Below are 16,014 nucleotides of genomic sequence, written 5' to 3' on the forward strand. Positions count from 1 at the left end.
GTTGCATATTTGCGGGATGATTTTGCTAGTGGGATGGGCATCTTGCCCGTTCCTTGTATTTCGGAGCGCTCATGTTGCCCACCCGACAAGAATCATCCCTTGATTCAGCAACGCCGAATTTTGAATTGTTATTCACTTTGTTTATTAAAAACTTCTAAAATCTGTCGGCAAATCTGTTTGAGCTTATCCCCAATTTCGCCAGAAGGCGAAGATGCGCCGACAATACTCCAGTTTTCTACCGTAGAAAGTCGCCACGCTTCGCCGCGATGATCAAATCCAGCTATCTCCACGCCGATCGCCCGACGTGAGTTGTGGATGGGATCTTGATAAAATCGGATTTGAATTAAAATACTACGACTTCGCCAAGATTTGCTGATACCAGGAAAGTGAAAGCCAATATCTATAGAGTCTGGATCGACTAATTCTCTAGTCTCCGGGTCATTCTTCCAGGGTTTGAGATCAGATTTGGCATCAGGAAACTCGAATTTGAACAAATTAACTACCGTAGCAATCTTGCTGGCGAGTTCAAGGTTAGTTGCCTGTTCAGATGCATTCACTAAAAATACTCCTATATTGTGTCAGCGTCTGGGGGAATGTGAAGACAGTAAAACCGCCAGAATGCTTATCCTATTGGTGTTTCAGCTTATCAAGACCTTTGAGATTTAGCAACTCTAAATCATACTTCCCTAACAATCCTGGTTACTAACAGATGCCAAAAATCGCTTCTTGTTGGGACTGGCTAATACTTATTAAGTAATTATACTTAATAATTCCTCAAAAGCAGATGAAACTCTGCCTTTTGTAAAAAATATCAAGATTTTCTGCAAAATCCTTAGCTGACAAGAACGATAAATTGCGCTAGCGATCTAAAATGACACTGTTAATCGGCAAACAAAAAGCAATTAAGTTCAGTGTATGGTGCGTCAACGCTCGATTTTTTCATTTGTTCTAGTATTATTGGCCACATTCCTCATGAGTTGTGGCGGGCCTGGTGTCGCGGTGGCACCTCCGACTTATACAGCAACGCAACTTGAAAGAATTCAGGCATACGTTCCTGAAATTCAGGCTGTACGCGATCGCTCACAAGAGTTGAAAACCCTGATTCAAAAAGGTGATTGGATCAATGTGCGTAACTTTATACATGGCCCGGTAACAGAAGCAAGGCTGAACCTGACTTATGTCACTCCCAACCTTCTACCCAAAGACCAACCCACAGCACGTCAAATAACGCGAGATTTGTTTAACCACCTAGTTAAACTTGATAAAGCTACTAGTGCTGGCAATCCTCAAGTTGCCCTGAGTAACTCCCAAGCTGCGATCGCAGACATTGACAAATTCCTCGATCTGCTTCCTAAAGCAGAAGAGAGTTAGGAGAGACGCGATTAATCGCGTCTGTACGTTAAGAGTTAGGAGTTAGGAGTTAAGAGTTAGGAATTTTTAACTTCTCACTTCTAATTCCTTACTTCTTACTTCTAACTCTAAGCACAAGTCATGAATGTAGTTATTATCGGTTGTGGTGTGGTTGGGGCTGCGATCGCCTATGAACTGAGTCAAGTAAAAGGGCTGAAAATCACAGTTTGCGATCGGCAATCACCAGCACAAGCTTCCACGGGCGCTGCACTTGGCGTTTTGATGGGCGCAATCAGTCAAAAAATCAAGGGCAAAGCTTGGCAGATGCGGCAAACTAGCATCCAACGCTATGAAACTTTGATTCCTGAACTAGAAGCTTTAACGAGTCGCAAAATTCCTTTTAATCGCCAGGGAATTCTCATGCTTTTGTCTGATACCCCCAGCAGGCAAGAGGGGATCTCAGCATGGGAAAAACTAGTAGAAATTCGCCACTCTCAAGGCTGGCATTTAGAAATTTGGGACACTGCTAAACTTCAGAATATGTGTCCTCAAGTTGATGTCTACGACGGGCTGCGCCTACACGAAAAAATTACTGGCGCTGTCTATTCTCCCCAAGACCGCCAGCTTGATCCAACTGCTCTCACATTAGCTTTAGTTGAGGCTGCCCAGCACAACGGTGTGACTTTCAAATTTGGTGTGGCTGTTTTGGATGCTCAAACCTCAGCACCTGAGTCTTCCCCCCAATTTTGCAATCAACTTGAGACTACAGAAGGAAAAATAGCCGCAGATTGGTTTGTAGTCGCAGCAGGGCTAGGTTCAACACCACTCACGGCAAAATTGAATCAGATGATTGATATTCGTCCCGTGCTAGGGCAAGCGTTGCAAATGCGCGTGGGGCATCCGTTAGGCAATCCCGACTTCCAGCCGGCGATTACAGGTAACGATGTCCATATTGTTCCTGTAGGCGGGGGAGATTATTGGGTGGGTGCAACAGTAGAATTTCCCGGCAATGGAAATGAGATACCACCAAATCCAGAATTACTGGAATCTCTTAGAGAACAAGCGATCGCATTTTGCCCAGAGTTAGCCACAGCAACGATTCTCCGCACTTGGTCGGGGTTACGTCCCCGTCCTGAAGGACGCCCAGCCCCAGTTATTGGTAAGTTGCCAGGGTTTAGTAATGTCCTCCTAGCTACCGGACATTATCGCAACGGCGTTTTACTAGCACCCGCCACAGCTTATGCAATTCGTGAGATGATTATTTCTCAGGGAATGGGGAATGGGGAATAGGGGAGCAAGAATTTTAGATTTTAGATTTTGGATTTTAGATTGAAATTTAATCCAAAATTTAAAATCCAAAATCCAAAATTGAATTGCCCAATTCCCAATGCCCAATTCTCAATCCATAGGAATATAGCGTGTCAATAACAGAACATAAAATCAATGTAGATTCACTGGAATGGTTTTATCGCGAATCTTTACCAATCGGTAGAACTGACTTAGCACCTGTGTTGTTGCTACACGGCTTAGTTTCACAAAGTTATAGTTGGCGTAATATTATACCTGCTTTGGCGAATCAGGGTACAAGAGCGATCGCTCCAGATTGGATTGGTTATGGCTTTTCGGCAAAACCAGAAAAACGAGATTTTGCTTATACTCCTGATGCTTTTATCACAGCTTTAGAAGGATTTATTAAAGCGTTAGAACTTGAACATTTTTCTCTAGTTGTACAAGGGTTTTTAGGTTCTGTGGGATTACAATATGCCTTGCGTCATCCAGAACAAATTGCTAATTTAGCTATCTTAAATACACCAATTTCAACTGCTGCCAAATTACCCTGGAAAATTAAACAAATGGGTTTACCTTTGGCAGGTGAAGTAATTACCCAAGATCCGCTTTTGGTTGACCGGACGCTAGAAGGTGGAAGCCGTTATCGCATCGAAGATAAGGATTTAGATATTTATCGAAAACCATTTTTGAAAACTTCCGCATCTGGTCGAAGTCTCTTAGCAAGTATTCGCAATTTACAGCTTGATTCAGCAATGACAGAAATCCAATCTGGCTTTAAAGAATGGCAACAGCCAATTCTGATTCAATGGGGTATGATTGACCCTTGGCTACCTGTAGAAATTGCCCAAAGTTTTGCCAATTCCGTACCCAATACCGAATTAATAAAACTTAATAACGTTGGACATTATCCTCAAGAACACTACCACGAAGCGATTTTAGAAGACCTTTTACCCTTTGTGCGTCGTAAAGATGCTCATTGACAATATACCTCAATACGCTTGGGTTAAGGCTAAAAACTAAAACTGGCCTAGGTTGGGGAGCCAGTGCGTTGCGGGGGTTCCAAGAGTTGTAGCAACTGGCGTTTGAGGAACGAAACCCAACATTATCAAGGCTTTGTTGGGTAACGCTTACGCTCAACCCAACCTACTATTCTTTATGCGTCGTAAAGATGCTCATTGACAATATACCGAATGGCAAAAATCGATATTATAAAAATGAAACCAAGATTACCACAGATAAATCATAGATATTTATCTGTAGTAAAAAATAAAGTCGGGATTTTTGCTACATTTATCAATGTTATCCGCGCCTGCATTCGTGAACTTTTTATTACCATTAAAAAGGCATCACAACCACAAGTAAAGGAGATTAGGATTCATGGCTTATTCATGGTTTAAAGCATTTCATATTGTCGGATTTGTAGTTTGGTTCGCTGGTTTGTTCTACCTAGTACGTCTTTTTATCTATCACGTTGAAGCGAACCTTGAACCTGAACCAGCCCGAACGATACTGAAAAATCAGTATCAAATTATGGAAAAGCGGCTATATTATATCATTACTAACCCTGGAATGTTCGTAACGATCGCAATGGCTATCGGTTTATTAAGCACTGAACCGGATATTTTAAAAGAGGGTTGGTTGCATATCAAACTGCTGTTTGTTGCTATTCTAATTGGTTATCATCATTACTGCGCTCGGCTGATGAAGAAATTAGCAGTAGATGAATGTGGCTGGAATAGTCAGCAATTACGTGCTTTAAATGAAGCACCGACAGTTATGTTAGTAGCGATCGTCCTGCTGGCTGTGTTTAAGAATAATCTCCCTACGGATATCACTGTTTGGGGCATTTTTGCCATGATTATATTAATGGCAGTCACTATTCAACTTTACGCCAAAAAACGTAGGCAAGATAAAGAGAAGCTGACGGCACAGATAGGGCAACCACAAGAACAAGGTTAGACAAAGTTGCTATCTCACACAAAGTAGGGACGCACAGGTGTCATTGGTGTCAACTTAAGCTAGAAATAGCTTAATTGTTAGCTTCCTCACCCGCCTTGAACTAAAGTTCTCTGGCTTTTAGCTAAAGTCTACTGAAGTAGACTAAAAAATTTTGCGGATATTTAGTAATCTAAAGATTACTTTTGCTATAAGCAAGGAACTTCAGTTCTTTGCGGAACATAACTTTTACGTTAATAGGACTTACGCAAAATTGTCTCAAAAACCTGATTTTTCGTAGCGGTAATTCATGAATTACCGCTACTTCAGAACTTTTTTGCGTAAGTCCTGGTTAAGTTGACACGTATGATTCATGAATTACCCCTACATTTCGTAAGCCCAAGACAAGGGTTTGCTTGGCTGTTAGGCAAGTTGTCACAATTTCAACAACCATCACTACCGATGGAGAAGCCATCGTTAGGAAAATGACGATTTTGCTCTTAAAATAAAAAATTTTCCCTGAAAATCAAAATTTCTGCATTAAAGCCACGATTTTTTTCTTAAGTAACGTCAGTTCGGGTTCAATACTGTTCGGTTAAGGCAAGAGACGCGATAAATCGCCGTCTTTACAATAATCAGTCCTTCGTCCTGACGGCGATTTATCGCGTCTTTGGGATCTATTATTCTCGTTCCCAGTCGGAGACTGGGAATGCCGATAGGGGGGCTGCCACCTCAAGACTTGCGGCAGAGGCGCAATGAAAAAGCATTTCCAGCCTCTGGCTGGAAACGAGGTTTTAAAGGGGTTTGGTTTGGGCTTAAGTTGACATCAATGCTCTCCCCTAGCTCCCGCAAGAACTGCCCCTTTTGCTCTTCGTTGACAGAGCTAATGACTTGATTGCTCTTTTTAATCTAAAATCTAAAATCTAAAATCTAAAATCTAAAATTGATTGACCTCATGCTGGAAACATCTTCGCTAAATCATCCCCAGGAATCACAGTAGTGTAAAAAGCATATTTGCCATTAGCGAGATAACGGCGGTCTTGTTTAACAATCGCCATAAACTCTCTATGTCCCTCACGAGTCCGTCCTACTAAACAACCAGCACTAGCAAGGCGAATATCATTCTGGGGAAAATCAAAGCCGTAATGTTGATTCACATAAAAATTATCACCTGTATCAAGTTTGTCGCCAGTCCGTTTAAAATCTTTGTTGAAATCTCTACAAACAGTTATATCTCCAACTTGCACTAATGCTTCGTGAGGCTCTGCTGTGCCGTGGATGCCAACAGCCCAAGCTTTGTATTGTCCAAACTGAATCCTAGCTGCTCCCTTGGGATTCATCGGATTATAAGTGTAATACCTTCCTGGTTCTGTAGTAGCTTCCCAGTGATCTACGATTTTGGGAACACCATTTACTACTTCAATGACAATCCGCCGATCATTAAATTGATTGGGTGTATCACTATTTAAACTCCAGTCTCCATTTATACCTTCTATATAAACAATGTTGTATTCTTTTGGATTGGTGAATACCTGATAATCTTTAGATAGCAAGTATTTCACAATCCTGCTGGCAATGTCATTACCAAGTTTCAAGGGGGGTTTAGGAAGATCATCTGGTTTGGTTTCAATCAGTTTCTTGGCTGTGACTGCTCCTAAAAAGTCACTTTCTCCAGTCTTTGTTAATTCTTGAAATTTTTTGATAGATATCACAGTAACAGGCCCAAATTTGCCATCGGCTGGAGGTTCCAGCAAACCTAAGCCAATTAACAGTATCTGAATCTGACGAGCCAAGTCTGCATCTTCAGCGATCGCATCAAATCCCCATTTCTCATCTTTTCCCAAGAAATCTTGTAGTTTCATTATGCACCTGCTTTCATTTATTTACTTCTAAGTATAAACATCATTTTAAAAATTGATGCTGTCTTAAATAATACTTTTATATTAAAGATTACGTCCAAATTTTTACTATTAATTTATGATTCAGCACACAAAAATTAACGTAAGTTATACTATATAAAAAAGTACTTATGGCTACTTTGATTAATTATTTTTACGTAATAAAATTTAGATTTACAGAAAAATATAAATCCAGAACACGCTTGTTTGTAGAGGATATGAGATCAATAAGCTGTTTGTCAAAAAAATAAGCTTTTGTATAAGTTACGTTGAGCTAAAACGAGATTGAACCCACGTTAAAACAAGAGCAATAGTCACAAGCTTTACATTTTGAAGCATCATCGGATTGCAATTTACCCAAAAACTAGGTGGTTCACACTCCACTATAGCTACTTAGACTTAGAAAATATATATACATATGATGAGTATAAAGTTGTACTTGAAAATGTGAAAAACATTCTCTGGCAGCTAATGGAACGTCTTGATAATGGAGAGTAAAAAATCTGCGATCAGGGAAAAAACGTGGTGAGCGGGTGACGCGGTGAGGGAAATTGTCCCCGCGTCCCCGTTTAGCTTGACAGACTACTACTTGATTCGCGGATGGGCATCTTGTCCATCCAAACAAACTAAGGTAGGTGTAGTTTTAGTTTGGTAAGCGTTTTTGACACTAACCCAGTTACTAGCAATTGGCATTCGCCAACCAGTTCCAAAAGCGCGATCGGTGATTTTCAATCCGGGAGGTGCTTGTCGCCGTTTAAATTCAGCCCGCGCCACCATTTGAATTACTCGGTCTATAATCACCGGATCGTGACCTGCTGCAACAATTTGCGCTGCTGATTGGTGATTGTGAATCAGGCGTTGCAAAATATCGTCCAAAATTTCGTAAGGCGGTAGAGAGTCTTGATCTACTTGACCTGGTTTAAGTTCGGCGCTGGGTGGTTTAGTCAAGACGTTTTGCGGGATGATTTCGCGTAGGCGTAGCCCGTCGTAGACATCGCGATTTAACCATTGACAAAGTGAATACACACGGGTTTTAGGAACATCTGCAATCACTGCTAACCCGCCATTCATATCGCCGTAGAGAGTACAATAACCGACAGCCATTTCTGACTTGTTACCGGTAGATAAAAGGAGATAGCCAAATTTGTTAGCGATCGCCATTAATAAATTACCCCGAATCCGAGACTGTATATTCTCTTCTGCCAGTCCAAATTCAGTACCTGCAAACAAATCACCTAATGTTTGATCAAAGCCTTGCATTAACTCCCCAATTGGTAAAAGATTAGTCGTAATCCCCAAATTTTCGGCTAATGCCACAGCATCACTGATGGAATGCTCGGAACTGTAAGGGGAAGGCATGAGAACACCGAGGACATTTTCTTTACCAAGTGCAGCCGTGGCGATCGCAGCTACTATTGCAGAGTCAATCCCGCCACTTAAACCCAATACTACTTTAGAAAAGCGACACTTCCGAGCGTAATCTCGCACTCCCAAAACCAAAGCTTGCCAAATTTCTTCATCTTCCGATTCATCCACAGGTGCTACAGAACCCAACTGCAAATCTCGTTGCGCTTCGTCAAATTCGACCACCACTAAATCGGTATCAAAGCCACGGGCACGACACATAATTTCACCTTGACGATTCAAGGCAAAACTACGACCATCAAAAATTAGATCATCATTTCCACCAACCTGATTAGCATAAATAACCGGTTGTTGAAAACGGACTGCACTATGCCTAAGAATTGTTTCGCGAAACTGCTGCTTGCCGACAGTGTAGGGGGAAGCAGACAAATTTACAATCAAATCTACACCCAGAATTGCTAAGTCAGCAATCGGATTCACTGCATAACTACGTTTGCCCCAAAATTCCTCATCATTCCATAAATCTTCGCAAATAGTTACGCCAATATGGATATTATCTAGAGTGAAATAATTAGCTTGCAAGCCTGGTTCAAAATAGCGACGTTCGTCAAATACATCGTAAGTAGGCAAAAGTCGCTTGTGAAAAATTTGCTTTACTTTGCCATTCTCTAACAAAGCTATACTGTTAAATAAAGTTTTACCGCCGCTAATATGTGCTTTGAGATTCTGTTCAACAGTTCCTACCAACACGGCTAAATTTGGTGGTAAATCTTGGGCCAAGTTTTGCAAAGTGATGCCCATTGCTTCCACAAAACTAGGATTTAGTAATAAATCCCTTGGTGGATAGCCACACAAAGAAAGTTCTGGTGTCAACAACAAACGCGCACCGCTAGATGCTGCGCGTTGTGCCGCCTCCAGGATTTTTTGGGCATTTAAAAGCAAATCACCAATTGTCGGATTAATTTGAGCGATCGCAATCTTCATTTTAGTTAAGAGTTAGGAGTCATTCAATTTTAGATTTTGGATTTTAAATTTTGGATTGATGGAGAAATCTAAAATCTAGAATCCAAAATTGGCAGAGTCAAAATTAATTACTTTGGAATTTGAGAGCATCCCAATTTTGCTTAACTCTTTTCCCTCACTCCCAGCCCCTCTCCCAAATATGGGAGAGGCAAGAAGATTCTAATTCCCCTTCTCCCATATTTGGGAGAAGGGGTTAGGGGATGAGGGCTATCAAGGTTTTTGCACATTTGGGATGATCCCTGGACTTTGGGTAGAGATTAGTTAAATAAACACCAAAGGCTTATCTTTTAAGGGAGCAAAAGCTTCAGCGTCAAACTTATACAAGCTAGCGGGACGACCAGCACCCCGCGATACCTTAATTCCGGTATCGCATAAAAAACCTAATTTGAGTAGACGCGCTCGAAAATTAGAATAATCGGAAAAATTGTCACCTAAAACTGTGGCGTATAACTGATATAAATCATTCAAGGTAAACATTTCTGGCAAGACTTCAAAAGCCACCGGACTATACTCTAATTTATTTCGCAATCGCCTGTGCCCATAGGCCAGAATTTCATTATGGTCAAAAGCTAATTTTGGCACTTCTTTTACCGGATACCAAGCTATGCCAGTCATGCGATCGGCAATTAATTCGGCTTCCTCAAATCGCACTAGGGCAAAGTAACTAACTGATAGATAACGCACACCATAACTATCAGTTGCTTCCCGTGGATCGCGATTCGGCCCACCAAATGTATACAGTTGTTCTAAATAGAGATTGTTAACTTTAATTTTCTCCGCCATAATGCGATAGGCGGCATCTTCTAAAGACTCTCCTGGACGCACCAAAGTACCGGGAAGACTCCAATGATTTAAAAATGGTTCTTGCTGTCGCATTACTAGTAGAACTAACAGCCGATTTTGGGCAGTATCTACAGAAAAAATTACATTATCAACACCAACCTTGAAATCGGCCAAAGGTTGTTGGTTTAGCGGAGTTGGTATCTTTTTTTGGGAACGTCCTGGCATTCGTACAAATGCTCTCGATTAATATAGGCAACTACAGGGGCTGTGAGGGCTTCAGAATCTCCATGTTCGCGGTACGCTGTTGAGGAAACATCTAGACCGGTCAGACTAGCGATCGCAATCTTCCCTCCCAGCTTTTGCACTACCTCTGAACTAGACTCATCTATTGCATATCCCGGTCGCGGCACGATCAGTAGTTGCACTTCCTGTAACAAATCTTCAACGCGATACCAACGTGGTAGCTGACTCAGTAAATCTGAACCAATAATCAACGTCAATTCAGCGTCCTCACCCCAAATAAGCTTCGCTTTTTCCACTGTTTCCAGTGTTCTGAAGCTACTTAATTCTTGTTCCAAAGCAATATTGTGCCGTGGCGCGTCTATATCCGCAATCAACAGTTGCAACATTGCCGCCCGATGTTGTAAGGGTGTTTGATGGGACTTAAATGGATTATCCGCTGCCCAAACTGCTACCCAATCATAACGCTCAGACAACCAACTCAGAATTTTTTGATGACCAGCAGTTGGTGGATCGGCACTAGTTCCAAACAAAGCAATTCTCATCATCTTACTTTGCGTCCTCTGCGTCCTTTGCGGTTCGTTTCTTAGTTTTTTCCGTCAACTCTTGCAGCGCGGTAGAAATTTCCACCTGCACCGAGACAGGATGATCCAAACGCCGTGTCTCTTCTGGCAAACTGGCAACTGAGGCGGCGGTACGCTGACGAATTGTTGCCAACGACTCCAACGGCTGCACCCGTTCACCCTCCTGCACTACCAACTGCAACAAAGGTTCTTCATCCAGAAGACTTTCACCTAAGAGTCCCAACCTGTCTGCTTTTACCTTACCTCCCGTAAACGAGCGAAAAATCTGCTTGCGCCCTGGATAAGTAACCTTACCACTCGACTGCTTCATCACTGGGATACCATCAATGTCTACAAGTTTATAGACTCCATTTACGGGCGAACCTGTAACTAGTCGCGTTCCCAGTCCGTAACCATCAATTTGGGCGCCAGCGGCTTTTAATCTAGCAATTTCCCACTCGTCCAAGTCGCCACTAGCAAAAATTGGCACACCAGGAAGGAGCGATCGCACCTGTTTTGATAAGGTAACTAAATCTCCTGAGTCCAATCTCACTCCTGTTAATTGCATTTCCCCGGAATTTACTTTTTGGGCCAAGCGCTGGGCAGCAGCAACGGTATCGTAAGTATCAATCAGCAACGGCGCACCCGGAAAATATCGATGAAATGCACTAAAAGCTTGTTCTTCAGTGCCTTCTATTGCTGATAACGCCATCACCAGGGCGTGTGCCATCGTACCACTTGGCTTTTGTCCCAGTTGTAGCGCTGCTAACACATTAGAAGTGGAATCTAACCCACCTGCTAAGGCCGCCCGCGCCGCCCACAAAGCAGCCTGCGGACTAAATGCTCGTCTTGTCCCAAATTCTAAAAGTGTAGCTTTCTCCCCCGCTACATCCCGCACCCGTGCTGCTTTTGTCGCAATCAAAGTCTGGTAATTAATAGTATTCAGGAGGTAAGTTTCTACTAGTTGCGCTTGCCAAAGGGGTGCTTCCACCCGCAACAGTGGCTGATTGGCAAAGACGGCTGTCCCTTCTGGTACTGCCCAAACATCACCTGTAAATTTTCCCTCAGCTAAAAGTGACCAAAAGCGATCGCTTGCGTGAGCAAAAATTCCCGTTGCCTGTAATGCCGCAATTTGCGAGGAACTAAAGCGGAATTTGGCTAAATATTCCAATGCCTGCGTCAGCCCCATTGCAATTAAATAACCAAAACCCTCTGGCAATCGCCTGACAGACAATTCAAAGCTGGCCCGTCGTTGTTCTATACCTTCGCCTGTGTAACAAGCCGCCATCGTCAACTGGTAAAGGTCGGTCAGCAAGCTGTAGTCATCCGCAGAGAGGTTTAGTTCCTGGTTCTGCTGGCTTTGCTGTTTATGTACATAGTCCAAATCTAAGAAAGTTGTCATGCAAGAGCTTCCTTACAAGATGCTTCTACTATTTATGGTAATATCTACCATAAATAATGTCAACTCCTGGCAAGTATATTTTAGAGATTGCTGTGTAACAGTAGATTTATAGGTAAATTTATACTAGCTTTATCAAATATTTAATATTTTTTAATAGTAAAAGCTAGCAATAATGTTAATTTTACGGCCGGCTAATGAAATAAAATAATATCCTGCCAAGGCAAGTTTGTTTTCCAGCCTATTTACCAGACAGGGGTTGAATAAATAGCGAAGTTTGAATTAGAATCAAAGAGAAAAATTTGACTTTTTGACAAGATAAAGTATTGCGAAGTTATCTGAATAAACATTGCGTATCTTTTCAATATATTGAGAATTGCATTCAGTCAAAAATCTCAGGATTAAAGTATAGGTAGCACAATTAAAGCGACTCAAAAATAAGGAGTCCAATATTATGGGTATTTCCCAACTCATTGCGAACATAACCAAGTATATTTCTGAAGCTGCAATGCGGATTTTTGGACCTAATGATGATGCTTATCCTGTTATTGGCGTACAACCTTTTACAGGTGAGCCTTACGATAAGCGTAAAGATGATAATGATTAGGTGCTGAATATAAGAATCCAGCTTGAATAATTATAAGCACAGTGAGACTGAAATCTTTGTGCGGCAAGGCTTTTATCTGAAAAAGTTTTCATTAATCAAAATCGAGTTCTAAGTAAGTCGGCGTGAATGATTAAAGGTTTGTTTTAAGCGGCTAGAGCCGTTTAAAACAAGCGGACTAACATCTGTCAAGATAAAATTGATGGCGTGAATAGTTACTTAATGCCATCTGCAACTTTCTCTCAAACCTAACCCCCAACCCCAACCCTTGTAGGGTTGGGGAGGAAAAATCAAAGCCTCTGATGCGACTTGCTTGATTTTTTTCAACATAATATATACCAATACCCTTGGGTTAGAGCCAAAAACCAAAACCAGCGTAGGTTGGGGAGCCACTGTGTTGGGCGGGTTTCCCGACTTGTTCGCGCAGCGTCTCCCCTTGGGAGAAGCAAGTGGCGTTTGAAGAACGAAACCCAACATTTTGCAGGGTTTGTTGGGTTTCACTTCTCTACGGGACGCTGTTCGCGAACGTTCAACCCAACCTACAATTATCCTTAACTGAACTGTATTGTAATATATACAACAAATTGCAACAAGCGCCTCTGTACAGATTATTGTCAGGGCACAACATTGTTCATTGGTGTCAACTTAAGCTAAAAGTCTTTTCAAATCTCGTTTCCAGCATCTGGCTGGAAATGCACTTCAATTGCGGCAGAGCCGCAATTCTTGAGGCGGAGCCTCCCATAGGCATTCCCAGTCTCCGACTGGGAACGAGACAATTTAATTACGCCTACCTACTTAGCAGAATGTTCAAACACTACTGAAAGATTATTTGCTGGCATTTGATAAGTCTGTTTCAAGATCAGGTTTTGATCGCTAGCTACTGCGACAACATCATCCAAGTTACGTACACCCCACTCTGGGTTTTGGGCGCGTAAAGATTCGTCAAAAGCTGCATTACTCGCTGCTGTATGTTCTCCAGCTTGTTTAAAAGGCCCATATAAATAGAGGATACCTCCTGCTGGTAAGATCCGACCTGCCCCTGCCATTAATCCTAGACAGGCTGACCACGGTGAAATGTGAATCATATTGATGTTGACGATCGCCACAATTGGCTGATTATTAAGCCAATCAAATGCAGGATTCTCTACTGCCCAAACTGGTTCTCTGACATCAAGCTCAAGCGGTGGATAAAGATTATCACAGCCAGAGTGTTCAGCCCATGCAGTAATGCTGGCTCGTAATTGTGGATTTGCATCTGTTGGCAGCCACAGACGAGGACTAAGCTTGGGAGCAAAAAATACTGCATGTTCGCCAGTACCACTTGCTATTTCCAATATCGTGCCACTCTTGGGCAACACTTGTAAAAGTACTTCTATAATTGGTTCGCTATTGCGCTGGGTTGCTGGTGCATATTGTCGTGCGTCTTGTGGTGTCATCCGTATCGTCCTAACAGGGCGTAATCTTCAACCTTGCGGGCGTAATCGTTCTGCCAGTTTGTGCTAACAACTTCAGCAATCAGTTTGATTGAGTTTCCTGATGTAATTACAGGTTGTTGTTGCCACAATGGTTCATTAATTAATTGAGTTTGGTCTAACACGATCGCATCGGGACGAAAAGCTGTTTCTATTCCTAATAGTTTGATTAGACAGCGATGAGGAATAAAGTAGCTTAGATCCTGAGGATCAATTTCTACATTCAGTTTTCGCCCAATCAAAGCAGATACTTGTTCATGTGGCCCGGTTGGTTCCATCTCAATTAATTCACCATCAATTAATTCATAGCGATCGCACTCACTGTAATGGCTAATAAATTCATCAACGGTCAGAACTTTTGAGGCTGATTGAACCATTGTGATTATTCCTGATCATGTGGTGCAAGCCAGTTATGAAGTAATGCTTTGATTGTAGGGTGTGTTACGGCTGACGCAGGGCACCGAAAACCGGGAATGGTGCGTTACGCTAACGCTATAACACACCCTACAGGGGTTTTATTTAAACTTTTTTCCCACAGCCTGCTAAGAGTTCCAAAACGACTCCATTTGTCCAGCCAAAACCAACTTCGTTAGAACTATATCCAAAGGAGATATCGTCAGAAACGTTGGCAGAACAGCGTTCAACATCATATTTCTCAACTAGGGTGTTGTGACGCTCAAATTCTTTAATTACCATAGCCAGGAATTTATTGGCAATGCGATCGCCCTCTGCATGAAACCCATATCGATGAAGTCCAAGAACGGCAATTAACGTCAATGGTGCCCAACCGAAGGGAGCATCCCACTGGTTTCCGGTGACATGAGTGCTGGTAAGAATTCCGCCTGGGGCTTCAAATAAAGAGAGGTTTTTCACGACGCGTTTGGCTTGGGTTGGCGAAGCAATTCCCAGCCACAAGGGATAGAAGGTGGTAGCAAATTCGTAGCGGCGGCGTTTTCCACTCTGGAAATGATAGTCCAGATAAAGTCCTTGTTCTTCATCCCAGAGAAACCGATCGATGCGATCGCGGCGGATATCTGCGCGATCTGACCATTGTTGTTGCAGTTGTTCGTTCCCCAGAATATCGTTGATTTGCGCTAAGTCTTGTTCTACCTGATACAGCAAACTGTTGAGACACACAGGAGCGTAGTGGAGGATATCAGCACTGAAAGGGCCAAATCGGTTGGTGATATCAAAACCAGACTCGCGCATGGTGCGATCGGCTTTGTAAAATAGGTTGGTCAGTTCGTCAGTTTCTTGATTGTAATAAAGACTAACGTCATAATCCTCAATTTCAAAAGTTTTATAGTACTCCTTGACGCGATCGTAGTGGCTTTTTCCCTCCTCATCCCGCTCGGAGAACAAAACTTCTGGTGCGGGGCCTTCCCCAAGAGCATAGAATCTAGATAAGCCTGTTCCGGGATTCAGGTGGGGCGGTACTACCCAGTAATAGTAAAATTGCTCTAAAAGCGGTACGGTTGACTTTAACCACTCTTGATCTTGGGTGTGCTGGAATAACGCCAAAACCATCATGCTGAGGACGGGGGGTTGCGATCGCGACAGCATATAAGTCCGGTTGGAATTGAGGATAATGCCGTAATTCTCCACCTGGTACAGCAGTTGGTCTACTTGGCTTTGCGCTAGCTCTAATTCCCCATCGTGCAAAAGTCCCAGTAATATAAAGTAGCTATCCCAGCCATACATTTCATTAAAGCGACCACCTGGTACTACATAAGGCCCTGGTAGGTATAGTAACCCATGCTCTTTAATCGCCTCGACTTCAGGTGGCAAAGTGCGAATTTCAATTCTTTGCATATCCTTTGGAGATAGCGATCGCTCCAAGACAGTTTGAATATTGGGACAATCTTCTAAGGGGGAAATGTAGACAATCCAAGGAGTGTCTGTTTTGTGGTCTAGCTTGGTATCCTTCGCAGATTGCAACAAATGTTCGTGCGATCGCGTTAAGATTTTCCAGGTTTTCTTGATATGCGATCGCACGGCGTCAATCTGCGCGGTGGTGAGTGCTGGTGGAGTGTCGGTGTAAGCTGGAGTAGTCATAATTCATCTCAAGATTCAAAATGGGGGCTGGGGAATA

Annotated in this window: 14 protein-coding genes and 1 pseudogene; 6 read left to right on the forward strand and 9 right to left on the reverse strand. The window is 42.6% G+C overall.

Annotated elements, in window-relative coordinates; genetic code table 11:
* Positions 1-128 precede the first annotated feature (128 nt).
* On the reverse strand, positions 129-557 hold the full coding sequence (locus V7K30_RS32480) for a hypothetical protein (RefSeq protein WP_335006461.1): 429 nt from the start codon (positions 555-557) through the stop codon (positions 129-131).
* Positions 558-915: 358 nt separating this feature from the next.
* On the opposite strand from V7K30_RS32480, the gene psbQ reads away from it, so the two are divergent.
* From psbQ to hemJ, 5 genes are all read left to right on the forward strand, one after another.
* Positions 916-1,371 carry a photosystem II protein PsbQ gene (psbQ, locus tag V7K30_RS32485; protein WP_335006463.1) on the forward strand — a complete coding sequence of 152 codons (456 nt, stop codon included), beginning with the start codon at positions 916-918 and terminating at the stop codon, positions 1,369-1,371.
* 120 nt (positions 1,372-1,491) lie between these two features.
* Positions 1,492-2,640 carry an NAD(P)/FAD-dependent oxidoreductase gene (locus V7K30_RS32490; RefSeq protein WP_335006465.1) on the forward strand — a complete coding sequence of 383 codons (1,149 nt, stop codon included), beginning with the start codon at positions 1,492-1,494 and terminating at the stop codon, positions 2,638-2,640.
* A gap of 128 nt (positions 2,641-2,768) precedes the next feature.
* Positions 2,769-3,620: an alpha/beta fold hydrolase gene (locus V7K30_RS32495; RefSeq protein WP_335006467.1), complete on the forward strand. Its 852-nt coding sequence runs from the start codon at positions 2,769-2,771 to the stop codon at positions 3,618-3,620.
* 210 nt (positions 3,621-3,830) lie between these two features.
* The gene (locus V7K30_RS32500) at positions 3,831-4,037 is read left to right on the forward strand and encodes a hypothetical protein (RefSeq protein ID WP_335006469.1); all 207 of its coding nucleotides are present in this window, start codon (positions 3,831-3,833) and stop codon (positions 4,035-4,037) included.
* A complete protein-coding gene (gene hemJ, locus V7K30_RS32505) occupies positions 4,018-4,599 on the forward strand; it encodes a protoporphyrinogen oxidase HemJ (protein WP_335006471.1) in 582 nt (193 codons plus the stop codon). The genes V7K30_RS32500 and hemJ overlap by 20 nt, the downstream gene beginning before the upstream one ends.
* A gap of 929 nt (positions 4,600-5,528) precedes the next feature.
* Here the strand turns inward: hemJ and V7K30_RS32510 are convergent.
* The 5 genes from V7K30_RS32510 to V7K30_RS32530 all read right to left on the reverse strand — a co-directional run bounded on the left by V7K30_RS32510 (position 5,529) and on the right by V7K30_RS32530 (position 11,849).
* A complete protein-coding gene (locus V7K30_RS32510; RefSeq protein ID WP_335006473.1) occupies positions 5,529-6,437 on the reverse strand; it encodes a peptidoglycan-binding protein in 909 nt (302 codons plus the stop codon).
* Positions 6,438-7,058: 621 nt separating this feature from the next.
* Positions 7,059-8,822, reverse strand: coding sequence for an NAD+ synthase (locus V7K30_RS32515; RefSeq protein ID WP_335006475.1), 1,764 nt, complete (start codon positions 8,820-8,822; stop codon positions 7,059-7,061).
* Between the two features lie 300 nt (positions 8,823-9,122).
* Positions 9,123-9,869, reverse strand: a complete 747-nt coding sequence (locus V7K30_RS32520) for an NUDIX hydrolase (RefSeq protein WP_335006476.1) — start codon at positions 9,867-9,869, stop codon at positions 9,123-9,125.
* On the reverse strand, positions 9,830-10,429 hold the full coding sequence (locus tag V7K30_RS32525; RefSeq protein WP_335006606.1) for a nicotinate-nucleotide adenylyltransferase: 600 nt from the start codon (positions 10,427-10,429) through the stop codon (positions 9,830-9,832). The genes V7K30_RS32520 and V7K30_RS32525 overlap by 40 nt, the downstream gene beginning before the upstream one ends.
* 4 nt (positions 10,430-10,433) lie before the next feature.
* Positions 10,434-11,849: a nicotinate phosphoribosyltransferase gene (locus tag V7K30_RS32530; protein WP_335006478.1), complete on the reverse strand. Its 1,416-nt coding sequence runs from the start codon at positions 11,847-11,849 to the stop codon at positions 10,434-10,436.
* Positions 11,850-12,300: 451 nt separating this feature from the next.
* Here V7K30_RS32530 and V7K30_RS32535 point away from each other — a divergent pair, with 451 nt between their 5' ends.
* On the forward strand, positions 12,301-12,453 hold the full coding sequence (locus V7K30_RS32535; RefSeq protein WP_335006480.1) for a nicotinate phosphoribosyltransferase: 153 nt from the start codon (positions 12,301-12,303) through the stop codon (positions 12,451-12,453).
* A gap of 788 nt (positions 12,454-13,241) precedes the next feature.
* Here V7K30_RS32535 and V7K30_RS32540 read toward each other — a convergent pair.
* The 3 genes and pseudogenes from V7K30_RS32540 to V7K30_RS32550 form a co-directional block, all read right to left on the reverse strand.
* Positions 13,242-13,886 carry a DUF938 domain-containing protein gene (locus V7K30_RS32540; RefSeq protein ID WP_335006482.1) on the reverse strand — a complete coding sequence of 215 codons (645 nt, stop codon included), beginning with the start codon at positions 13,884-13,886 and terminating at the stop codon, positions 13,242-13,244.
* 8 nt (positions 13,887-13,894) lie between these two features.
* A pseudogene (locus V7K30_RS32545) lies at positions 13,895-14,299 on the reverse strand (Uma2 family endonuclease); the annotation flags it as partial.
* Positions 14,300-14,441: 142 nt separating this feature from the next.
* Positions 14,442-15,977 carry a trehalase family glycosidase gene (locus tag V7K30_RS32550; protein ID WP_335006484.1) on the reverse strand — a complete coding sequence of 512 codons (1,536 nt, stop codon included), beginning with the start codon at positions 15,975-15,977 and terminating at the stop codon, positions 14,442-14,444.
* Positions 15,978-16,014 lie beyond the last annotated feature (37 nt).

Origin of the sequence: Nostoc sp. (assembly GCF_036917655.1) — a bacterium.
In the GTDB taxonomy this organism is placed as follows: Bacteria; Cyanobacteriota; Cyanobacteriia; order Cyanobacteriales; family Nostocaceae; genus Nostoc.